Here is a 22,096-nt window from a genome sequence, read left to right as displayed (position 1 = left end):
AGCCCATACAATCGCATCCGGCTCTGAGAGAATCCTTAGCATAACTAAGGTTATGATAAGGAAGTGGGTCATGAGTGATATCGCGTTAACCGTCAGCGTGTTGGCCCTGGTCGCTGTTGTTGGCCTGTGGATAGGTAATATCAAAATCCGCGGCGTCGGGTTTGGGATAGGCGGGGTACTGTTTGGCGGCATTTTTGTCGGGCACTTCGCCGACAAGCTCGGGCTGGTCCTCAGCGCCGAAATGCTCCACTTTACTCAGGAGTTCGGCCTGATCCTCTTCGTTTATACCATCGGTATTCAGGTGGGACCGGGCTTTTTCGCCTCACTTCGGGTCTCGGGATTGCGGCTCAACCTGTTTGCCCTCGGCATTGTGGTAATGGGCGGGCTGGTCACCGCAATTCTGCACAAAATCTTCGATATCCCGCTCCCCGTGGTGCTGGGCATTTTCTCCGGGGCGGTTACCAACACGCCTGCGCTCGGCGCCGGGCAGCAAATCCTTCGCGATTTGGGCATCGAACCCGGCATCGTCGACCAGATGGGGATGAGCTACGCCATGGCCTACCCGTTTGGGATTTGCGGCATTCTGCTTTCCATGTGGCTGGTACGCGTCCTGTTTCGCATTAACGTCGACAAAGAGGCGAAGGATCACGAAACCACGCTCACCAACGGCCATATGCCGATCAAAACCATCAACATCCGGGTCGATAACCCCAACCTGAACAATATGGCGATTCAGGACGTGCCGATCCTCAACAGCGCCAATATCATCTGCTCCCGCCTCAAGCGTGACGATATGCTGATGGTGCCCGCGCCCGGCACAGTCATTCAGCAGGGCGATCTGCTGCACCTGGTCGGCCAGCCCGGAGATTTAAATAACGCGCGGCTGGTGATTGGTCAGGAAGTGGATACTTCGCTCTCAACCCGCGGCACCGATATGCGCGTGGAACGCGTTGTGGTGACTAACGAACACGTTCTTGGCAAGAAAATCCGCGATCTGCAGGTAAAAGAGCGCTATGACGTGGTGATCTCTCGCCTTAACCGCGCGGGTGTTGAACTGGTCGCCAGCCCGGAAGCCAGCCTGCAGTTCGGGGATATCCTCAACCTGGTCGGGCGCCCGTCGTCCATCGACGCCGTGGCGGATATGGTGGGTAACGCCCAGCAAAAACTGCAGCAGGTGCAGATGCTGCCGGTGTTTATCGGTATCGGGCTTGGCGTGCTGCTCGGTTCTATTCCTGTGTACGTGCCGGGCTTCCCGGTGGCGCTCAAGCTGGGCCTGGCGGGCGGGCCGCTGATTATGGCGCTGATCCTCGGGCGTATCGGCTGTATCGGGAAGCTCTACTGGTTTATGCCGCCGAGCGCCAACCTGGCGCTGCGCGAGCTGGGCATCGTGCTGTTCCTGGCGGTGGTCGGCCTGAAATCCGGCGGGGATTTTGTCGATACTCTGGTCAAGGGCGAAGGGATGAGCTGGGTAGGCTACGGCATCTTTATCACGGCGATCCCGCTGTTGACAGTGGGAATACTGGCGCGGATGTTCGCCAAAATGAACTACCTGACCCTGTGCGGGATGCTGGCGGGCTCCATGACCGATCCGCCCGCGCTGGCCTTTGCCAACAACCTGCACGCCACCAGCGGTGCGGCCGCGCTCTCCTATGCCACCGTCTATCCGCTGGTGATGTTCCTGCGCATCATCACTCCGCAGCTACTGGCGGTGCTGTTCTGGGGGATGAGCTAACAGGTCGTCCGGGTGGATGCGCCGCAGATGGTAGTCCACCTGGTAATCGCTGGTATTTCGGAACATCACGGAATAATTGAGGAACTCGCCGCTGTCGCTGTAGGAAAGAGACGTAATGCGCAGCAGCGGCGTCTGTTCCGGCAGGTTCATATAACCGGCCAGCGATTTATCTGCCAGCACCGGCGTCAGGCTCTCGTAGTTGCCGCTAATGGTGATCCCGCACTCCTTCTCGATGTAATCAAACTTAGACCCCTCAAGATGCGCCAGCGACAGATTGCGAAACAGCTTCACCGGCATAAAGCTGTCCTCCAGCATCAGCGGCTTCCCGTCCACGTAGCGCACCCGTCGTGAAAAGTAGATCCGCTCATCCACCTGAATCCGCAGCTGGCTGGCGATGGCGGGTGGGGCGGGCATCACTTCAAACTGTAAGACCTTACTCTGCACCTCTTTTCCCTGCTGACGCAGCACCTCCACCAGCCCGGTCAGGTTGGTGGTTTCGTGGTGAACGTCTTTGCGAGAGACAAAAGTTCCGCTGCCGTGCCGCCGCTCAACCAGCCCCCAGCTCACCAGCAGGTCCAGCGCCTTGCGGATGGTCATTCGCGCCACGCCGAACTCCTGCGCCAGCGCTTTTTCGCCGGGCAGCGGGCTGCCGATGTTGTAGTCCGACGAATTCAGCCGCAGCCGCAATCTGTCGGCGATAGATTTGTAGATCACTAGTAGACCTCTCTGCCCTTATCAGGGCGTGGGTTGTGTCCTGACATGTCCATATTTATGTCAAAAAGTAGACCTGATTGGTCAAAATAAAACCATGAATGCGATCACGAATCGCAGCGGCACGCCATGTTCGAGCATCAGTAAGTTCTTATGCTCACCTTAGGCCAGCAAAAAACCATAAAGGCCTCTACCCCTACAGGTTGTTTCATGAGGATTTAAAAATGCTCAGTCAAATACAACGTTTTGGCGGTGCCATGTTTACCCCGGTGTTGCTGTTTCCGTTCGCCGGGATCGTGGTGGGAATCGCCATCATGCTTCGCAACCCGCTGTTTGTCGGCGAAGCCTTAACGGCCCCCGATCATCTTTTCGCGCAGATTGTTCACATCATTGAAGAGGGCGGCTGGGCGGTGTTTCGCAATATGCCGCTGATTTTTGCCGTCGGCCTGCCGATTGGCCTGGCGAAGCAGGCGCAGGGCCGCGCCTGTCTGGCGGTGCTGATTAGCTTTCTGACCTGGAACTACTTCATTAACGCGATGGGGATGACCTGGGGCCACTTCTTTGGCGTCGATTTCTCCGCAGAACCGACGGCGGGTAGCGGGTTGGCGATGATTGCCGGGATCAAAACGCTCGATACCAGCATCATCGGTGCCATTGTGATCTCAGGCATCGTCACCGCCATCCACAACCGCTACTTCGACAAGCCGCTGCCGGTCTTTCTGGGGATTTTCCAGGGCAGCTCCTTTGTCGTTATCCTCGCGTTCTTCGTCATGATCCCCTGCGCCTGGCTGACGCTGCTGGGCTGGCCGAAAGTGCAGATGGGCATTGAGTCCCTGCAGGCGTTCCTGCGCTCTGCCGGAGCGCTGGGCGTGTGGGTGTATACCTTCCTGGAACGCATTCTGATCCCAACCGGATTGCACCACTTCGTCTACGGTCCGTTTATCTTCGGCCCGGCGGCGGTGGAGGGCGGGATTCAGGTCTACTGGGCGCAGCATCTGCAGGAATTCAGCCAGAGCACCCTGCCGCTGAAAACCCTCTTCCCGGAAGGCGGATTCGCACTGCACGGCAACTCTAAAGTGTTTGGCTCGGTCGGGATTGCGTTCGCTATCTGGTACACCGCGTCGCCGGAAAACCGCGTCAAGGTGGCGGGGCTGCTGGTCCCGGCCACGCTCACCGCCGTGCTGGTGGGCATCACGGAACCTCTTGAGTTCACCTTCCTGTTTATCTCGCCGCTGCTGTTTGCCGTCCATGCGGTGCTGGCGGCGACTATGGCAACGGCGATGTACGCCTTTGGCGTGGTCGGGAACATGGGCGGCGGCCTGCTGGACCAGTTCCTGCCGCAAAACTGGATCCCAATGTTCCATAACCACGCCTCGACGGTATTCACCCAGATCGGCATCGGCGTCTGCTTCACCGGGATTTACTTCGTGGTCTTCAAAACGCTGATTGAACGTCTGAACCTGAAAACGCCGGGCCGGGAAGAGAGCGAAATCAAACTCTACAGCAAGGCCGACTATAAGGCGGCGCGCGGGCAAACCACCGCCCCGGCAGCGGCCAGCCAGCAGGTCGGGCAGGCCGCCGGATTCCTGCAGGCGCTCGGCGGCGCGGCCAATATCGAAAGCATCAACAACTGCGCCACCCGCTTGCGCATTGCGCTGGTGGATATGGCCAAAACCCAAAGCGATGACGTCTTCAAAGCCCTCGGCGCCCACGGCGTGGTGCGACGCGGCAACGGCATTCAGGTGATTGTCGGCCTGCACGTTCCTCAGGTGCGCGACCAGCTGGAATCGCTGATGAAAACCCCTTTATCGAATGAACAAACCACCCTGACAGAGGCTATATCATGAAAAAATTCTCAGTTGTCATTGCAGGCGGCGGCAGCACCTTTACGCCTGGTATCGTCCTGATGCTGTTAGCCAACCGTGACCGTTTCCCGCTGCGCGCCCTGAAGTTTTATGACAACGACGGCGCACGTCAGGAAACCATCGCCGAAGCGTGCAAAATCATCCTCAGGGAGCAGGCGCCGGAAATTGAATTCAGCTACACCACCGACCCTAAAGCGGCGTTCACCGATGTGGATTTTGTGATGGCGCATATCCGCGTGGGCAAATACCCGATGCGCGAAAAAGATGAAAAAATCCCGCTGCGCCACGGCGTGCTGGGCCAGGAAACCTGCGGGCCGGGCGGGATTTCCTACGGCATGCGCTCTATCGGCGGCGTGCTGGAGCTGGTGGATTACATGGAGCAGTACTCCCCGAACGCGTGGATGCTGAACTACTCCAACCCGGCAGCAATTGTTGCGGAAGCCACGCGTCGCCTGCGTCCGAACGCCAAAATCCTCAACATCTGCGATATGCCTATCGGCATTGAAGGGCGCATGGCGCAGATTGTCGGCCTGAAGGACCGCAAAGAGATGCGCGTGCGCTACTACGGCCTGAACCACTTCGGCTGGTGGACGTCGATTGAAGATCTGAACGGCAACGATCTAATGCCGAAGCTGCGCGAGTACGTCGCGACAAACGGCTATGTGCCGCCTTCGGAAGATGCGCATACCGAAGCGAGCTGGAACGATACCTTTGCAAAAGCCAGAGACGTGCAGGCGCTGGATCCGGACACCATGCCGAACACCTACCTGAAGTATTATCTGTTCCCGGACTACGTGGTCGCGCACTCGAATCCGGAACGGACTCGCGCCAATGAAGTGATGGATCACCGCGAGAAGCACGTGTTCAGTTCCTGCCGGGCGATTATCGAAGCCGGTAACTCTGCCGCCGGTGAGCTGGAAATCGACGAACATGCGTCGTACATCGTCGATCTGGCGACGGCAATTGCCTTCAACACCCAGGAGCGGATGCTGCTGATTGTGCCAAACAACGGTGCCATCCATAACTTTGATGCCGACGCGATGGTGGAGATCCCGTGCCTGGTAGGCCATAACGGCCCTGAGCCGCTTACCGTGGGCGATATTCCACACTTCCAGAAAGGGCTGATGAGCCAGCAGGTGGCGGTGGAAAAACTGGTGGTGGATGCCTGGGAGCAGCGCTCGTACCAGAAACTCTGGCAGGCGATCACCCTGTCGAAAACCGTGCCGAGCGCGTCCGTCGCGAAAGCGATTCTGGATGACCTGATCGAGGCCAATAAGGACTACTGGCCAGAGCTGCACTAATCGTCCTGACCGGCATCGCCCGATGCCGGTCTCCTTGTCCTTGTCGATTTACGCTATGCTGAAGCCTGCCTGAAGCACGACAAGGAACCCTTATGAAAATTTCCCGCCTCGGCGAAGCGCCGGACTACCGCTTCTCTCTGGCTAATGAACGCACTTTTTTAGCGTGGATCCGCACCGCGCTGGGCTTTCTTGCCGCAGGGGTCGGTCTCGATCAGCTCGCGCCCGATTTCGCCACGCCGCTGATTCGTGAAGTGCTGGCGCTGCTGCTGTGCCTGTTCGCGGGCGTGCTGGCGATTTACGGCTACCTGCGCTGGCTGCGCAATGAGAAGGCGATGCGTCTGAAGCAGGATTTGCCCTATACGCGCGGGCTGCTGATCGTCAGCACGATTCTGCTGACGGTGGCGGGCGTGGTGATGGTGCTGGTGTTCTATGGCGGATAGCCGCAAAGCGCGGCGCGAAGCGGACCCCGGCCTGCAGCCGGAGCGGACGTCACTCGCCTGGCTGCGCACACTGCTGGGGTATGGCGCTTTGATCGCCCTGGCGATTAAGCACAACTGGCACCGCACCGGGGTGCCATTCTGGATTTCTATTGTCGTGCTGGCGCTGGTGGCTATCATTTTATGGCGCTATACCCGCAGCCGTAACCTGATGGACGTGGCGCAGGACGATTTTGTGCAGCCGAAAGCGGTGCGCGATAAGTTCCTGATCGCGCTCGCTGTTCTCTCGCTGTCATTGTTGTTTGCGGTCACCCACATTCAACAAATTTTGCAGTTGTAGGCCGGGTAAGGCGCAGCCGCCACCCGGCATAATTACTTCCCTTTCGCCAGATACTTCGCCATCTCGTCTTCCGGCACCATTCCGCCGCCGGTCGCCCACACCAGGTGGGTAACGTTGGTATGCGAATGAACGCGCACCGGCCCGGCCATGCCCGCCAGCGCCGACGGCTCCAGGCGGATCCCTTCCTCCTGCGCCAGCCAGCCGAGCATGTCGTACATGCTCTGGTCGGAAAGGGTGTAGAACCCGTCAAGCAGGCGCTCCATCGCGCGGCCCACGAAGCCGGAGGCGCGTCCTACCGCCAGCCCGTCCGCTGCCGTGACGTTATCAATGCCCAGATCCTGCACCGCGATCTCATCGTGCAGGCCGGTGTAGACGCCGAGCAGCATGCACGGGGAGTGCGTTGGCTCCGCGAAGAAGCAGTGGACGTTATCGCCAAAGGCCAGCTTCAGGCCAAACGCCACGCCGCCAGGGCCGCCGCCGACGCCGCACGGCAGGTAGACGTACAGCGGATGATCCGCATCCACCACGCGGCCCTGTTCGGCAAACTGCGCCTTCAGGCGCTCGCCTGCAACGGCATAGCCCAGGAATAAGGTGCGGGAATTTTCATCGTCAATGAAAAAGCAGTTCGGATCGCTTTCCGCCGCTTTTCGTCCCTGCTCAACGGCCACGCCGTAATCCTGCTCATATTCCACGACGATGACGCCGTGGCTGCGCAGTTTGGCTTTCTTCCACTCGCGGGCGTCGGCGGACATATGTACCGTCACCTTAAAGCCGATGCGTGCGCTCATAATGCCGATGGACATCCCGAGGTTGCCGGTTGAGCCTACCGCAATGCTGTACTGGCTGAAGAAGTCCTTAAAGCGCGGCTCCAGCAGAATGCTGTAGTCGTCTTCAACGCTCAGCAACCCGGCTTCCAGCGCCAGTTTTTCCGCATGGGTCAGCACCTCATAGATGCCGCCGCGCGCTTTAATCGAGCCGGAAATCGGCAGATGGCTGTCTTTTTTCAGCAGCAGCGTGCCGGGAATAGACTTCGCAGTTTCTTTCTCCAGCCGCGCCTGCATCGCCGGAATGGCGACCAGTTCGGATTCGATAATCCCGCCCGTTGCCGCCGTTTCCGGGAAGGCTTTCGCCAGATACGGCGCGAAGCGGTTGAGGCGCGCGTGGGCGTCGTCCACGTCGGCTTTGGTCAGACCGACATAGGGCAACCCTTCTGCAAGCGTCGTGGTGCGCGGGTTAAGCCAGGTGGTTTCTTTCAGGGCAATCAGATCCTCAACCAGAGGAAACTGTGCGGTTAATGTAGTGATAGTTGCGTTTTCCATAATACGTCTCTTCGCGCTCAGATAATGAAGGAAAGCAGGAATGTGCCGCCAAGTGCAAGCACCGAGGCGATAAACGTCGCCGTCGTATAGTATTTGAAGGTCTCATTCAGGGTCGCGCCGCAGTATTGCTTCACCAGCCAGAAGAGGGAATCGGTCACTATCGTGCAGCCAATGGCGCCGGAACCGATGGCAATGGTGATGATCTCCGGGCTCACGTTCGGGTAGAGCGGCAGCATCGGCGCGACTATCGCCGTGGCGCCCATCATCGCTACCGTCGCGGAGCCGACGGCGGCATGCAGCACCAGCGCCACCAGCCAGGCGAGCAGGATAGGGTGCATGTGCAGGTTCGAGAGAATATGCGCCAGCGAGTCCGCCAGTCCGCTGGTTTTCAGGATGGCGTTAAACGCGCCGCCCGCGCCGATAATCAGCAAAATGTTGGCGATAGAGCCGAAGCCGTGCTCGGTGTGCGTCAGCATCGTGCCCATGCCCATATGCTGGCGGATCCCCAGCAGGTAGTAGGCGACAAACACGGCGATAAACATGGCGGTGATCGGGTTGCCGATAAACTCCAGCAGCGTATACAGCGTGCCTTCTTTTGCCATATTCAGCTCGGCAATGGTTTTCACCAGCATCAGGGCAATCGGCAGCAGCACCGTGAACAGCGTGGCGCCCAGCGACGGCAGGGTGTGCTCTTCCCGCACCTTCAGGTCTGAAAATTCTGCCGGAACCGGTTTAAACGGCAGACGGTTGCCGAGCAGTTTCAGGAACAGCGGGCCGCCGACCAGCGAGGCCATCAGGCCTACCATCAAACCATAAACAATGACCGTTCCCACGTCCGCGCCTAATTTATTAGTCACAAACAGCGCGGCCGGATGCGGCGGCACCACGCAGTGCACCGCCATCAGCGCGGTACAGAGCGGAATGGCCAGCTTGAGCAGCGACGTGTGGGTCTTTTTGGCGATGGAAAACGCCAGCGGGATCAGCAGTACCACGCCCACTTCCACGAATAGCGTAATGCCGCAGATAAGGCCCACCAGCACCATAATCACGTCCGCCGACAGCCAGCGGCAGCGCTGCAGTGCAATCCCGATGCGCTCGGCCGCGCCGGAGACTTCCATCATCTTGCCGAGAATGGTGCCCAGACCAATCACCGCCGCCAGGAAGCCCAGCGTACCGCCAATTCCGCTCTCGATGGCGTTCACCATATCCAGCGGGCTCATCCCCATCATCGCGCCGACGAAAAAGCTCGCCAGCAGCAGCGCGAGGAACGGGTGAAACTTCAGTTTTACGATGGTTAAAACAATCAACACAATGCTGACCAGCAGCGTTACCACAACCCAGACCTGAGATCCCATATCTCACCTCACCCTTATGTCATCTGTGGGTATTGGACGAAAAAACGGCGTGGGCTGACAAACGATATAAATTGGCGTTCAGATGAGCCAGATTGGATCAACTGAGTGACTGCGCTCTAAAAAGCGCACTTAATTCGTATTAGGTTCACATAAATTCACCCTTGAGCGGTATGCTGAGCGCTGAAAAACCGCGTGAGAATTGTGATGACCGATGCGAATGAAGCCAGAAATCGGCTGTTAAACGGCTGGCAGCTGTCGAAAATGTACACCTTTGAAGTGGCCGCCCGGCATGAGTCCTTCGCCCTGGCGGCGGAGGAGCTGTCGCTCAGCCCCAGCGCGGTGAGCCACCGCATCAACCTGCTGGAAGAGGAGCTGGGCATTCAGCTTTTCGTCCGCTCGCACCGTAAAGTTGAGCTGACGCAGGAGGGAAAGCGCGTTTACTGGACGCTGAAATCGTCCCTCGATACCCTGAATCAGGAGATCCTGGATATCAAAAACCAGGCGCTCTCCGGCACGCTGACGGTCTACTCCCGCCCGTCGATCGCCCAGTGCTGGCTTGTGCCCATGCTGGGGGACTTTACCCGCCGCTATCCGTCGATTTCACTCACCATCCTTACCGGCAATGATTACGTCAATATGCAGCGAACGGGCGTCGATCTGGCGCTCTATTTCGACGATACGCCACCAAACCACCTCTCTCATCACTTCCTGATGGATGAGGAGATTTTGCCCGTCTGCTCACCGCAGTATGCCCGCGAGCATGAGCTGCTGAAAAACCCCGATAACCTCAGCCACTGCACGCTGCTGCACGACCGTCAGGCCTGGAGCAACGATTCCGGTACGGATGAGTGGCTGAGCTGGGTGCAACACTTTTCGGTGAATATGCCGTCATCGTCGGGTATTGGTTTCGATCGTTCCGATTTAGCGATTATTGCGGCCATCAACCACGTCGGCGTCGCGATGGGCAGAAAGCGGCTGGTGCAGAAACGGCTTGAGCGGGGCGAGCTTATCGCCCCGTTTGGTGAAAAAACTCTGAAGTGTCATCAGCACTACTATATCTCGACCCTTTCTGGCCGACAGTGGCCGAAAATAGACGCCTTTATCGGCTGGCTGAGAGAACTGGCAGGTTGAAGAATTATTACGCTTTCGCTCTACACCAAATGTGAAAAAGCGTGCTAAATACAGGTTATGCTTTCGATTTATCCAGGGTAAACCGTGTTAAAGCCTTTTATTGCCTGTGCATTACTGATCTCTTCCGGCTGGGCGATTGCCGCTGAGCCGCCGCTGACGGCTGCCCATTATGCGCAGCAGCTGGGCGTCGGGATGGATGTGGACTGGGCGCGCACCGAGCGCGGCATACGCGAATTCGACCCGCTGGTGGTACGCGATTTTCGTGCAAAAGGCATTACCCACGTGCGCATTCGCGTCGCCGATGAGCCGACGGAAGCGCGGCTAATTCACCTGCGCAAGCTGGTAGAAGCCTGCGAACAGTATGGCGTGATCCCGATTATCGCCTATCAGGCTGATGAGTATAAAAACGACCCGAAAGCCGATAACGAGAAAGAGACGGTCAACTGGTGGATTGCCGTGGCGCACTATTTCGGTCAGAGCTATCCGCTGCTGGGTTTTGATCTCATTTATGAGCCGGCCGACAAGCTTAACCACAACCTCGCGTCGCTAAACCGCGTGTATGAAAAAACCATTAAAGCGATCCACGACATGGACCCGCAGCGCATGATCTTTATTGCGCCGCGCCTGCGCGCCGCGCCGGAGGATTTATCCAGCCTGAAGCTGCCCGCGCACAGCCAAAACTACCTGCTGGCGGAGTGGCATATTTTCCCGTGGGGGCCGCTGAAAAATAGCGGTAAATACCCGTGGACGTCCGGCACGGCGGCGGAGAAAGCGGCAATCCATAATCGCATCAATACCGCCCTGCGCTGGCAGCAAAAAACCGGGCACGTTAGCTGGGTCGGGGGCTGGGGCGTGGGAGAGTCAAACCACCTCACGCCAACCGCTTCGCAAATGGCGTTCTCCACCTTTATGGCCTGCGAGCTGCAAAAGGCGAAAATTCCGTATGCGCTGAACGCGGATTTCCAGTTTTACGACGGGGAAGAGGGGGCCTGGCGGCCCGCGCCGGAGCCGTTGTTGCAGGCGATGATTGCGCCCGTCTGTGAAAAGCCCGGCGAGAAGCCGGGCCATCATGCGGTTAAACCGGCTGCTCGTGATGCGGAACACGCGACGCCAGCGGCAGCCAGCACAGTAAAATCAGCAGCCCCATCAGCGTCATCAGCAGGCCCAAACTAGCCTGCCCGGTCTGCGGCATCATCGCCGAGAGCCAGGCCAGCGCGCCGGAGCCGATATTCTGCAAACCGCCCACCAGCGCGCCAGCCGTGCCTGCGAGGAACGGGAACTGCTCCATCGCGCCGCTGGTCGCCAGCGGGAACAGCATCCCCGCGCCGAAGAAGAACAGCGCTGCCGGGATGAGCAGTGTCCAGACCGTCATCACGCCAAACAGCCCCGGTATCCACATCATCAGACCCGCCAGCAGGCAGCTGATCACCGACTGCCACATCAGGGTGGAGAAGCGTTTGTTCGGGCGTCCGGCAAACCACGCGCCGAAGAACGCCGCCGGGATCGGCAGGATAAACAGAATACTCACGACCATGCTGCTCAGGCCCAGCCCCGCGCCCAGCAGCACGCCGGAACAGGCTTCAAACACCGCTATGCCCGCCAGGCCGCCGATCAGCATCAGCAGATAGCAGGTAAACGATCCGTTACCGAACAGCGTCTTATAGCTGGTAATGAGCTTCGTGCGCGGCGCGTCCTGCGGGCGCGTTTCCGGCATCCAGCGCGCCATGCTGAAGGTGACAATCACGCACAGCACCAGCAGGAAGGCGTAGCAGGCGCGCCAGGACCACATCGTGTCCAGCAGGCCGCCAATCAGCGGGGCCAGCAGCGGGCTGACCAGAATCCCCATATTCAACAGGCTGTTGGCATGACGGAGCTGGGTGCCCTGATACATATCGCGCGGTAAGGTTCGCGCCATCACCCCACCGACGCCGGTCCCGACGCCCTGCAGGGCGCTGGCGGCAATCAGTACGGTCAGGCTGTGCGTGGTAATGGCAATCACCGTCGCCACCATGAAAATGCTCATGCCCACCAGGATCACCGGGCGACGCCCGACGCGGTCAGACAGCGGGCCGTAGAAGAGCTGCGAAACGCCATAGGTCAGCAGGTAGGCCGCCATCACGCTCTGCACCGCGCCCTCGCGGACGTTCAATTCCTTTGCCATGTCGGCAATCGCCGGAATGTAGATGGTTTGCGCCATCTGACCGACGGCCACCAGTAACACCAGCATCAACAATAAGTTAACGTTCCTTTGTTTTTTCATGTCGCTGAATACTTTTGCCAAAAGAGAAAAATGAAGAATAAGTGACTGCGCATTCCCATAAATGCGCGAGGAATCTACCACAGAGAGATGACAATTTAAGCATTGCCGTGGTGAATGAAAAAACCGGGAAAGGCAGGATTTGTAAACAAGAACGGCAACTAATGTTGCCAGTGATTTACGCCATGCGCAGCAGAATGGCGCCGCCGGCTATACCCAACGCCGCCGCGATGCGCAGGCCCGCAACCTTCTCTTTTAAAAGGACAAACGCGATCAGTGCCCCAAAGAGTATGGAGGTTTCACGCAGCGCCGCGACCACCGCCAGCGGTGCCTGCGTCATGGCCCAAAGTGCCAGACCGTAAGAGCCCATGGTGCCCACCCCGCCGAGCAGCCCCTTTTTCCAGTGCAGGCGCAGATAGCCGGACGCCTCGCGCCGACGCGCCACCATTGCCCAACTCAACAGGCAGAAGCCGTTCATAAAGAAGGTCCACAGCGTATAGCCCAGCGCGGTGTCCGACAGACGCACGCCGGTGCCGTCCACCAGCGTATACCCGGCAATAAAGCAGGCGTTCAGCAGCGCCAGCCCGATCCCTTTGCGTGACTGTATGCGGCCATGCATCGCCATCGCCAGAATCGAAAGGCAAATTACTCCGATACCGGACCAGGCGAGCCAGGAGAGACGATCGCCGAGCGCGAGCACGCCGATCAGCGCCACCAGCAGCGGGGCGGTGCCGCGCATCAGCGGATAGGTCTGGCTCATATCGGAGACCTGATAGGTCTTCGCTACCAGCACGGTGTACACCACCTGTAAGGCGCAGGAGACAATCAAAAACGGCCAGCTCGCAGCAGAAGGCTGTGGGGAAAACGGCAGTAAGACCAGAGCGATAACCGTGGCGGATCCGCTGACGCTTATGGCGGAATAGAGCTTGTCCGTTCCGGCCTTAACGATGGCGTTCCAGCTGGCATGCAGCAGCGCGGCGAAGAGCAAAATGCAAAAAACGGAGATGGTCATAGCGTATCGGGTGGTGAATTGTCACTCAACTGTAACATTCACACCCTGATGCTGCCAGCCGGCTACACGGCACAAAAAAGGCGGTGCGTCACCCGCGGTTCGTCCGAAACCAGCGTAAAACCCGCCTGGCGATAGAAGCCGTACGCGCTCTCCGGCGCGTGGGTATTCAGGAAATCAAACCAGATGCTGGCATCGGCCATCACCACGGTTAAAAGCTGTTTGCCAATGCCCAGCCCGCGGCACTTATCGCTGACGTAGAGATGGCGAATACGTCCGGCGCGCGGCTGGTGGCTGAACGGATCGCGGTTGAGGCCGCACACGCCGACCAGCCTGCCGTTGAGAAACGCGCCCAGCAGCTTTTCACCCGGCGCGTTAAAGCGGTTCTCACCACGCTGCCAGTTCTCTTCCAGCCTGCGCAGCATGTTGAAATTCAGTGCGATACTTTCAGCCTTCAGGGCGATATACCCCGGCTCATCCGGTGTGACAGGCTCAATTAACAGACGCGACATAGCATTCCCTCGTTATTAAAGAGGGGCGGTTGCCCGCCCCTCTCAGGTGCGACTTGAACCTGAATTACCGAAGGAATTTCAGGACAGCATCAAGCAGTTGCAGTACAGCAACAATGAGTTTGAGGATAAGTATCACCATATCCACTACGCTCATACGCGTCTCCTTTTGGTTAAAAGGAGCACGATGCTGGCGTACCTTTCCGCCGCCTGTTGCCAGCACCTGGATTGACGTAACACAGTGTGCTCACTTCAGGGGTTAAGGCACTGACGGCACCACCCGTTTCAGCCAGGACTTCGTTGCGCCGGTAAAACTGCGGCCCCCTCGCTCACTGCGAACACCCTCAGTATAGATAAATACTGTATGTATGAACAGTATTTTTTGGACAAAACCCGAAACCCCATCCATACTCAAAAACGTCAAAATCCGTGCCTGAATTGCGCGTTCGTCTTCGATCGCGTATACTTTTTGTGTTGACGTAACACAGTGTGTTCTGCGGCGACCAACCGCAAAACCCTGATAAAAACCTCGCTCCGGCGGGGTTTTTTGTTTTCTGGTCTATCCATAAAAAAATGCTGGATAAGCGAGGGTTCTGCTTTTTGGCTTCGCTGTGAACTACTTAGGATCGCTTAAGTAATTTTCTTTAAATTAGAGATATTAGACTCATTTTGTAAGATAACACCACTAAATTCATAAACTAATATAACTATTAATAGTCCTCAGGTAATTAAATTGCTTCGCCTATAATAGTAATAAATAAAAGCGAGACAACTCATTATTTACGTGAATGTTTAGTTTAAATAATATGACTGGTTTGAATTTCAGAGATTTCCATTGTATATTTCTAGAGCCGCAAATACTGTATGGATACATTATGCAAGCATCTGAATATTTAAAGATGAAGTTCCAGAGTGACAGGCAGTTAGCTCTTTATGGACAGCAAGGTGTTGCAGGGACTTGGAGAGCATTAAAGGGAATCGGCTCTGATATTTACTCAGGAATAGAGCGAGTAAGTTGGTACTCTTCTTGCTTAATCCCCAGCTATCACGATGTGTGTGATGAGCTTCTCTCAGAAGAAAAAAGGATGTACCTCTCAATTCTCTCGCTTTACCGTTATCGCGATGTAATAGCCCACATGCTATACCTTTATTTTGAAAGTGTTATTACCGATTCTGAAAATGGAAATGAACAAAATCGCGGTCGTAAGATGGATTCAAAAGTAACGGGGCTTGTTAACAACATACCGACAAGTAAGGCCGCGCGTTTGGCGATAGCATGGGGGCTGGCCAAATTCCTTTCCGAATCTGGCATACTCTCTGAAATCGTCGTGGAACGGCTTGCAAGCCGCGTACCTAACGTCGTCATGGCGCTTCAATTGATTGGAACGGAACAGAAGTGCGCTTTTGCTGCCCGTCGCCTGAAAACGTTGGACCCCAGGTATTACGCGACCCTGTATGCCGCACAACTGGAGATGCTTTACTACTTTTTTGAGCCTTTCCTGTCTGAACTCATTAAGAAGGTGCAAATGGGATTCTATAGGGATTTCGATGCAATTTATGACGACTTAAAGGACAAGGAGCATGTTTAAGAGTCTGTTATCAATTCTATTTACGGATATTTTATTTCCCGTTTATATTTTTGCGTGCGCCTCTTTGTTCCTGTGGTTGATGCCTGACCACTGGGTATTACTAACATTCATTTCTATTGTTGTGTTTATTATTGTGCATCCGATAATTTTCGGCCGCTTTGATAAGTACGATTAAATTTTATAAAAAGGATTTTATATGTCAAACCCAGCTTATTTGTTCCTAACAGATGAAAATGGTTCTCCCATGGTTGGACCTTGCCTTGTGTCAGGGCGTGAAGGTGCAATTGAACTCAAATCGTTCACTCATAATGTTAACATTCCAGTCGACGGGAATACCGGAAAATTGACGGGGACGCGCATACACATGCCCGTCATGTTTCAGAAAGAATTTGATCGTGTAACCCCGATTTTATTTCGGGCGCTGAGTACAGGAAGAACGCTCCAGTCAGCCACCATTAAGATGTACCAGATTAATGAGGCGGGTTTTGAACAGGAATATTTTAATATCCTCCTCGAGAATGTGAAAATCACCTCAATCACACCAGACCTGTACCCAGGCGCAAACACCGGAACACACCTTGAGACGGTTCTCATCCGCTACGAGAAAATCACCTGGAAGCATTGCGACGGCAATGTCATCTATAGTGACTCCTGGAATGAGCGAGCAACTTACTGAAACGTGATCCCTGACGCATTTTTGCGCAGATGAAAATATTTCCATTGTCACGCCCGAAAACCTGTGTTTGTATAAATTCCATCAATGATTCCAAACACAGGTCCCCAATGACTTCATCCATCTTCACTTCGACCCTACTAAAAACTGCGCAACCAGCCGCAGTGGTCGTCGTGCGTGTGGTGGTGGTCGTCGGCAATGCGCCGTAGGGACTGGATCAACACACGAATCCAAAACCCCGCCGGCGCAAACCGGGCGGGGTTTTTCGTTTAAGAGCCTCCCCGGAAAGTCGGCCCAGAAGAAAAGGACTGGAGCATGGCAATTTCGGGCACAACATCCACCAGGACGCGTTTTACTGGCGCGCAGCTGATCGTTCATTTGCTGGAACGGCAGGGCATCACCACGGTTGCGGGTATCCCTGGCGGCACTGTGCTGCCGCTGTACGATGCGTTAAGCCAAAGCACGCAGATCCGCCACGTGCTGGCGCGCCACGAGCAGGGGGCAGGCTTTATTGCTCAGGGCATGGCGCGTACGCAGGGCAAACCGGCGGTCTGTATGGCCTGCAGCGGCCCGGGCGCAACCAACCTGGTCACCGCCATCGCCGACGCGCGTCTCGACTCAATTCCGCTGATCTGCATTACCGGCCAGGTACCGTCCTCGATGATCGGTACCGATGCGTTCCAGGAAGTGGACACCTACGGCATCTCTATCCCCATCACCAAACATAACTATTTAGTTCGCGACATCAGCGAGCTTCCTCAGGTTATCAGCGATGCGTTCCGCATTGCGCAGTCCGGCCGCCCGGGCCCGGTGTGGATAGACATTCCTAAGGATGTCCAGACCGCAGAGATCGAGATCGACGTGCTGCCGGAGCCGGGCGACCGTGCCCCCGCGCCGGAATTCAGCGCTGAGAGCGTGCGCGATGCCGCCGCTATGATTAACGCCGCCAAACGCCCGGTGCTCTATCTGGGCGGCGGAGCGATTAACGCCGCGGATGAAATCCGCGAGTTTGCGGAAAAAGCCAACCTGCCAACCACCATGACCCTGATGGCGCTGGGCATGCTGCCTAAAGCGCACCCGCTCTCTCTCGGCATGCTGGGCATGCACGGCGCGCGCAGCACCAACTACATCCTGCAAGAGGCTGATTTGCTGATTGTTATGGGCGCACGTTTTGATGACCGGGCGATTGGCAAAACCGAGCAGTTCTGCCCGAATGCGAAGATCATTCACGTGGATATCGACCGCGCCGAGCTGGGTAAAATCAAGCAGCCGCACGTGGCGATTCAGGGCGACGTGGCCGAGGTGCTGGCGCAGCTGATCCCGCAGACGGACGCTGCCGAGCGCGCCGACTGGCGTCAGCTGGTGGCCGATCTGCAGCGCGAGTTCCCTGGCGCTATCCCAACCGAAGGCGACCCGCTCAGCCACTACGGGCTGATCAACGCCGTGGCCGCCTGCGTGGACGACAGCGCAATTATCACCACCGACGTTGGCCAGCATCAGATGTGGACCGCCCAGGCCTACCCGCTGAACCGTCCGCGCCAGTGGCTGACCTCCGGCGGTCTGGGAACCATGGGCTTTGGCCTGCCCGCAGCCGTGGGTGCGGCGCTCGCCAACCCGGACCGCAAGGTTATCTGCTTCTCCGGCGACGGCAGCCTGATGATGAACATTCAGGAAATGGCCACCGCGGCCGAAAACCAGTTAGACGTGAAAATCATCCTGATGAACAACGAGGCGCTGGGGCTGGTGCACCAGCAGCAGAGCCTGTTCTACAAGCAGGGCGTGTTTGCGGCGACCTATCCGGGGATGATTAACTTTATGCAGATTGCCGCCGGCTTTGGCCTGCACACCTGCGATCTGAACGCCGAAGAGGATGCCCACGCGGCGCTGCAGGCGGCGATTTCTCGCCCCGGCCCGGCGCTGATCCACGTGCGTATCGACCCTGAACAAAAAGTGTATCCGATGGTGCCGCCGGGTGCGGCAAATACCGAGATGGTGGGAGAATAAGCCATGCAAAAACAACATGATAACGTCATTCTGGAACTCACCGTCCGCAACCACCCTGGCGTCATGACCCACGTCTGCGGGCTCTTTGCCCGCCGGGCGTTTAACGTGGAAGGCATTCTCTGCCTGCCGATTCAGGGCAGCGAGCACAGCCGCATCTGGCTGCTGGTCAACGACGACCAGCGTCTGGAGCAGATGATGGCGCAGATCGACAAGCTGGAAGACGTCACCAAAGTGGCGCGCAACCAATCCGATCCCACCATGTTTAACAAAATTGCGGTGTTTTTCGAATAAAGATCGCTTAAGGTAAGCGCCCTGGTCGGCCTGCAGGCGTCGCGCTTGCAGGCCGGATAAGCGCAGCGCCATCCGGCGCTTTCAGACCGCAGGAAGATACATGACCACCATCGCTCTCATCGACGACCACCTTATCGTCCGCTCCGGATTTGCCCAGCTTCTGAACCTCGAACCGGATTTTCAGGTCGTGGCCGAGTTTGGCTCCGGTCGCGAGGCGCTGGCGGGCCTGCCGGGGCGCGGGGTGCAGGTCTGTATCTGCGACATCTCGATGCCGGATCTCTCCGGGCTGGAGCTGCTAAGCCAGCTGCCGAAAGGGCTGGCGACGATTATGCTGTCGGTCCACGACAGCCCGGCGCTGGTCGAGCAGGCGCTCAACGCGGGCGCGCGCGGCTTTCTCTCCAAGCGCTGTAGCCCCGACGAATTGATCGCCGCCGTGCGCACCGTCTCCACCGGCGGCTGCTATTTAACGCCGGATATCGCCATCAAGCTGGCGGCCGGACGTCAGGATCCGCTCACCAGACGCGAGCGCCAGGTTGCGGAAAAACTCGCGCAGGGAATGTCGGTAAAAGAGATTGCCGCCGAGCTGGATCTGTCCCCGAAAACCGTACACGTTCACCGCGCCAACCTGATGGAAAAACTCAACGTCAGCAACGACGTCGAGCTTGCGCGCCGCATGTTCGACAGCTGGCAATGAGTTCCGCTTTTTCACGGCTGATCGCCGTCGTCGCCAGCTTTTTTATCTTCTCCGCCGCCTGGTTCTGCCTGTGGAGCATCAGCCTGCACCTGGTGGAACGCCCCGAGCTGGCGGTGCTGCTGTTTCCCTTCGGCCTGCGTCTGGGCTTAATGCTCCAGTGTCCGCGCGGCTACTGGCCGGTTTTACTCGGCGCAGAGTGGCTGATGCTGGTCTGGCTGGCGCAGGAAGTTGCCCTCGCGCATCTGCCCTTATTGATGACCGGAAGCCTGCTTACGCTTCTCCCGGTTGCCCTCATTTCCCGCTACCGCCACCAGCGCGACTGGCGCACGCTGCTGCGTCAGGGGGCGGCGCTGATTGCCGCCGCGCTGCTGCAGTCGCTTCCGTGGGTCGGCGAGAAGGAGATGCTCAATGCCCTGCTGCTGACCCTGACCGGCGGCCTGACGCTGGCGCCAACCTGTCTGGTGATCTGGCACTACCTCACCAGCACCGTCTGGCAGCCGCTCGGCCCGGCGCTGGTTTCCCAGCCGGTGAACTGGCGCGCCCGGCACCTCATCTGGTATCTGCTGCTGTTTGTTGTGAGCCTGTGGCTCCAGCTTGGCCTTCCCGCCGAGCTTTCACGCTTCACGCCGTTTTGTCTGGCGCTTCCAATCATCGCCCTGGCCTGGCACTACGGCTGGCAGGGGGCGCTGATCGCCACGCTGATGAACGCCATCGCGCTGATCGCCAGCCAGACCTGGCACGATCATCCTGTTGATTTACTGCTTTCCCTGCTGGCCCAGAGCCTGACCGGGCTGCTGCTGGGGGCGGGCATTCAGCGCCTGCGCGAGCTGAACCAGTCCCTGCAAACCGAGCTGGCGCGCAACCGCCGTCTGGCGGAGCGTCTGCTGGAAACCGAAGAGAGCGTGCGGCAGGAGGTCGCCCGCGAGCTGCACGACGATATCGGCCAGACCATCACCGCTATTCGTACCCAGGCGGGCATTGTCCAGCGCCTGGCGGCGGAAAACGCGGGCGTGAAGCAGGGCGGGGCGCATATCGAACAGCTTTCGCTGGGCGTTTATGACTCCGTTCGCCGCCTGTTAGGACGGCTGCGCCCGCGCCAGCTTGACGACCTTACGCTTGAGCAGGCGGTGCGTTCCCTGATGCGCGAGATGGAGCTGGAAAGCCGCGGAATAGTCAGCCATCTCGACTGGCGTATTAATGAGCCTGCGCTGAGCGAAGGCCAGCGCGTGACGCTGTTCCGCGTCTGTCAGGAAGGGCTGAACAATATCGTCAAGCACGCCAGCGCCAGCGCGGTCACGATCCAGGGCTGGCAGCAGGACGACAGCCTGAAGCTGATAATTGAAGACGATGGCTGCGGTCTGCCGCCGGGCTCCGGCCAGCAGGGTTTTGGCCTGGCGGGCATGCGCGAGCGCGTCAAGGCGCTCGGCGGCACGCTGAACCTCTCCTGCACCCACGGGACGCGCGTCAGCGTCAGCCTGCCGCTACGGAGTTACCATGTTTAAAACCCCTGCCAGCGCCGCGCCGATTGGCGACAAAGCGGAAATCGACGCCCGCTACCGCTACTGGCGTCGCCATATCCTGATTACCATCTGGCTCGGCTACGCGCTGTTCTACTTCACCCGCAAAAGCTTCAACGCCGCCGCGCCGGAAATCCTCGCCAGCGGCGTGATGACGCGCACCGATATCGGCCTGCTGGCGACGCTGTTTTACATCACCTACGGCCTGTCGAAGTTCTTCTCCGGCATCGTCAGCGACCGCTCCAACGCGCGCTATTTTATGGGTGTTGGGCTGATCGCCACCGGGGTGGTGAACATTCTGTTTGGCTTCTCCACCTCGCTGTGGGCCTTCGCCCTGCTGTGGGCGCTGAACGCCTTTTTCCAGGGCTGGGGCGCGCCGGTCTGCGCCCGCCTGCTCACCGCCTGGTATTCGCGCAACGAGCGCGGCGGCTGGTGGGCAATCTGGAACACCGCGCATAACGTCGGCGGGGCGCTGATCCCGATGGTGGTGGGTGCGGCGGCGCTGCACTACGGCTGGCGCGCGGGGATGATGATTGCCGGTGGCCTCGCGATTGTCGCCGGGCTGTTTCTCTGCTGGCGCCTGCGCGACAGGCCGCAAACCGTCGGCCTGCCTGCGGTGGGCGACTGGCGGCACGACGAGATGGAGATTGCCCAGCAGCAGGAGGGCGCGGGGCTGACCCGCAGGGAGATCCTCACTAAATACGTCCTGAAAAACCCGTACATCTGGCTGCTGTCGCTCTGTTACGTACTGGTCTACGTGGTGCGCGCGGCCATCAACGACTGGGGCAACCTGTACATGTCCGAGACGCTCGGCGTGGACCTGGTGACCGCTAACTCGGCGGTGACGATGTTCGAGCTGGGTGGGTTTATCGGCGCGCTGGTGGCGGGCTGGGGATCGGATAAGCTGTTCAACGGCAACCGCGGTCCGATGAACCTGATTTTCGCCGCCGGGATTTTGCTCTCCGTCGGCTCGCTGTGGCTGATGCCGTTCGCCAGCTACGTGATGCAGGCGGCGTGCTTCTTCACCACCGGCTTTTTCGTGTTTGGCCCGCAGATGCTGATCGGCATGGCGGCGGCGGAGTGTTCCCACAAAGAGGCGGCAGGCGCGGCGACGGGCTTTGTCGGGCTGTTTGCCTACCTTGGCGCATCGCTCTCCGGCTGGCCGCTGGCGCGGGTGATCGACGTCTGGCACTGGAGCGGTTTCTTTGCGGTGATCGCTATCGCGGCGGGGATCTCCGCGCTGCTGCTGCTGCCGTTTTTGAACGCGCAGGCGCCGCGCGAGGTGAGCGAAGCGTGATGCGTCTCACCTTTTCACCCCGAATGGCGCAAAACTAGGAAATTTTCCCGGTTTTACCTGGACGC

The 22,096-nt window shown here is 58.2% G+C and carries 22 protein-coding genes; 15 read left to right on the top strand and 7 right to left on the bottom strand.

Features of this window, described 5'->3' with window-relative positions:
• Positions 1 to 70 precede the first annotated feature (70 nt).
• Positions 71 to 1,732: a putative transporter gene (locus BJ885_RS19665; RefSeq protein ID WP_032662051.1), complete on the top strand. Its 1,662-nt coding sequence runs from the start codon at positions 71 to 73 to the stop codon at positions 1,730 to 1,732.
• Here BJ885_RS19665 and BJ885_RS19660 read toward each other — a convergent pair.
• Positions 1,700 to 2,446 (bottom strand): GntR family transcriptional regulator, encoded by a 747-nt coding sequence (locus BJ885_RS19660; RefSeq protein WP_121932553.1) that lies wholly within the window; start codon positions 2,444 to 2,446, stop codon positions 1,700 to 1,702. The genes BJ885_RS19665 and BJ885_RS19660 overlap by 33 nt on opposite strands.
• Before the next feature lie 221 nt (positions 2,447 to 2,667).
• Here BJ885_RS19660 and BJ885_RS19655 point away from each other — a divergent pair, with 221 nt between their 5' ends.
• The 4 genes from BJ885_RS19655 (at position 2,668) to BJ885_RS19640 (ending at position 6,386) form a co-directional block, all read left to right on the top strand.
• Positions 2,668 to 4,290 (top strand): alpha-glucoside-specific PTS transporter subunit IIBC, encoded by a 1,623-nt coding sequence (locus BJ885_RS19655; protein ID WP_121932554.1) that lies wholly within the window; start codon positions 2,668 to 2,670, stop codon positions 4,288 to 4,290.
• Positions 4,287 to 5,609 (top strand): 6-phospho-alpha-glucosidase, encoded by a 1,323-nt coding sequence (locus tag BJ885_RS19650; RefSeq protein ID WP_121932555.1) that lies wholly within the window; start codon positions 4,287 to 4,289, stop codon positions 5,607 to 5,609. The genes BJ885_RS19655 and BJ885_RS19650 overlap by 4 nt, the downstream gene beginning before the upstream one ends.
• A gap of 92 nt (positions 5,610 to 5,701) precedes the next feature.
• Positions 5,702 to 6,049: a YidH family protein gene (locus BJ885_RS19645; protein ID WP_023333944.1), complete on the top strand. Its 348-nt coding sequence runs from the start codon at positions 5,702 to 5,704 to the stop codon at positions 6,047 to 6,049.
• A complete protein-coding gene (locus tag BJ885_RS19640) occupies positions 6,039 to 6,386 on the top strand; it encodes a DUF202 domain-containing protein (RefSeq protein ID WP_121932556.1) in 348 nt (115 codons plus the stop codon). Before BJ885_RS19645 ends, BJ885_RS19640 begins: the two co-directional genes overlap by 11 nt.
• A gap of 32 nt (positions 6,387 to 6,418) precedes the next feature.
• On the opposite strand, the gene dsdA is transcribed toward BJ885_RS19640, so the two are convergent.
• Both dsdA and dsdX read right to left on the bottom strand, forming a co-directional pair.
• The gene (gene dsdA / locus BJ885_RS19635; RefSeq protein ID WP_121932557.1) at positions 6,419 to 7,705 is read right to left on the bottom strand and encodes a D-serine ammonia-lyase; all 1,287 of its coding nucleotides are present in this window, start codon (positions 7,703 to 7,705) and stop codon (positions 6,419 to 6,421) included.
• Positions 7,706 to 7,722: 17 nt separating this feature from the next.
• A complete protein-coding gene (gene dsdX, locus BJ885_RS19630; protein ID WP_121932558.1) occupies positions 7,723 to 9,060 on the bottom strand; it encodes a D-serine transporter DsdX in 1,338 nt (445 codons plus the stop codon).
• 204 nt (positions 9,061 to 9,264) lie between these two features.
• Between dsdX and dsdC the strand changes: the two genes are divergently transcribed.
• Positions 9,265 to 10,191, top strand: coding sequence for a DNA-binding transcriptional regulator DsdC (dsdC, locus tag BJ885_RS19625; protein WP_121932559.1), 927 nt, complete (start codon positions 9,265 to 9,267; stop codon positions 10,189 to 10,191).
• Positions 10,192 to 10,275: 84 nt separating this feature from the next.
• Complete coding sequence (locus tag BJ885_RS19620) at positions 10,276 to 11,364, top strand: cellulase family glycosylhydrolase (protein ID WP_121932560.1); 1,089 nt, start codon at positions 10,276 to 10,278, stop codon at positions 11,362 to 11,364.
• On the opposite strand, the gene emrD is transcribed toward BJ885_RS19620, so the two are convergent.
• The 4 genes from emrD to tisB form a co-directional block, all read right to left on the bottom strand.
• Positions 11,267 to 12,451 carry a multidrug efflux MFS transporter EmrD gene (gene emrD / locus BJ885_RS19615; protein ID WP_121932635.1) on the bottom strand — a complete coding sequence of 395 codons (1,185 nt, stop codon included), beginning with the start codon at positions 12,449 to 12,451 and terminating at the stop codon, positions 11,267 to 11,269. The genes BJ885_RS19620 and emrD overlap by 98 nt on opposite strands.
• 175 nt (positions 12,452 to 12,626) lie before the next feature.
• Positions 12,627 to 13,460, bottom strand: coding sequence for an EamA family transporter (locus BJ885_RS19610; RefSeq protein ID WP_121932561.1), 834 nt, complete (start codon positions 13,458 to 13,460; stop codon positions 12,627 to 12,629).
• A gap of 62 nt (positions 13,461 to 13,522) precedes the next feature.
• Positions 13,523 to 13,969 (bottom strand): GNAT family N-acetyltransferase, encoded by a 447-nt coding sequence (locus tag BJ885_RS19605; protein WP_029741424.1) that lies wholly within the window; start codon positions 13,967 to 13,969, stop codon positions 13,523 to 13,525.
• A 64-nt stretch (positions 13,970 to 14,033) separates the two neighbouring features.
• Positions 14,034 to 14,123 carry a type I toxin-antitoxin system toxin TisB gene (gene tisB / locus BJ885_RS19600; RefSeq protein ID WP_023309830.1) on the bottom strand — a complete coding sequence of 30 codons (90 nt, stop codon included), beginning with the start codon at positions 14,121 to 14,123 and terminating at the stop codon, positions 14,034 to 14,036.
• 718 nt (positions 14,124 to 14,841) lie between these two features.
• Here tisB and BJ885_RS19595 point away from each other — a divergent pair.
• The 8 genes from BJ885_RS19595 to BJ885_RS19555 all read left to right on the top strand — a co-directional run bounded on the left by BJ885_RS19595 (position 14,842) and on the right by BJ885_RS19555 (position 22,031).
• Positions 14,842 to 15,555 carry a hypothetical protein gene (locus BJ885_RS19595; protein ID WP_121932562.1) on the top strand — a complete coding sequence of 238 codons (714 nt, stop codon included), beginning with the start codon at positions 14,842 to 14,844 and terminating at the stop codon, positions 15,553 to 15,555.
• Between the two features lie 196 nt (positions 15,556 to 15,751).
• Positions 15,752 to 16,231 carry a type VI secretion system tube protein TssD gene (locus BJ885_RS19585; protein ID WP_047646744.1) on the top strand — a complete coding sequence of 160 codons (480 nt, stop codon included), beginning with the start codon at positions 15,752 to 15,754 and terminating at the stop codon, positions 16,229 to 16,231.
• A gap of 107 nt (positions 16,232 to 16,338) precedes the next feature.
• Positions 16,339 to 16,437: an ilvB operon leader peptide IvbL gene (gene ivbL, locus BJ885_RS19580; protein WP_057979964.1), complete on the top strand. Its 99-nt coding sequence runs from the start codon at positions 16,339 to 16,341 to the stop codon at positions 16,435 to 16,437.
• Between the two features lie 106 nt (positions 16,438 to 16,543).
• Positions 16,544 to 18,232, top strand: coding sequence for an acetolactate synthase large subunit (gene ilvB, locus BJ885_RS19575; RefSeq protein ID WP_121932563.1), 1,689 nt, complete (start codon positions 16,544 to 16,546; stop codon positions 18,230 to 18,232).
• A 3-nt stretch (positions 18,233 to 18,235) separates the two neighbouring features.
• Entirely contained in the window at positions 18,236 to 18,523 is a 288-nt protein-coding gene (gene ilvN / locus BJ885_RS19570; RefSeq protein WP_010426528.1) for an acetolactate synthase small subunit, read from the top strand.
• 100 nt (positions 18,524 to 18,623) lie between these two features.
• Positions 18,624 to 19,217, top strand: coding sequence for a transcriptional regulator UhpA (gene uhpA / locus BJ885_RS19565; RefSeq protein WP_029741420.1), 594 nt, complete (start codon positions 18,624 to 18,626; stop codon positions 19,215 to 19,217).
• Complete coding sequence (gene uhpB, locus BJ885_RS19560) at positions 19,214 to 20,719, top strand: signal transduction histidine-protein kinase/phosphatase UhpB (RefSeq protein ID WP_047646742.1); 1,506 nt, start codon at positions 19,214 to 19,216, stop codon at positions 20,717 to 20,719. The genes uhpA and uhpB overlap by 4 nt, the downstream gene beginning before the upstream one ends.
• The gene (locus BJ885_RS19555; protein ID WP_121932564.1) at positions 20,712 to 22,031 is read left to right on the top strand and encodes an MFS transporter; all 1,320 of its coding nucleotides are present in this window, start codon (positions 20,712 to 20,714) and stop codon (positions 22,029 to 22,031) included. The genes uhpB and BJ885_RS19555 overlap by 8 nt, the downstream gene beginning before the upstream one ends.
• The last annotated feature ends 65 nt before the right edge of the window (positions 22,032 to 22,096 follow it).

Source organism: Enterobacter sp. WP_7_1, assembly GCF_003688535.1.
GTDB lineage: Bacteria > Pseudomonadota > Gammaproteobacteria > Enterobacterales > Enterobacteriaceae > Enterobacter > Enterobacter asburiae.
Note: the sequence above shows the minus strand (reverse complement) of the source record. Positions and strands in the feature narration are given on the sequence as shown.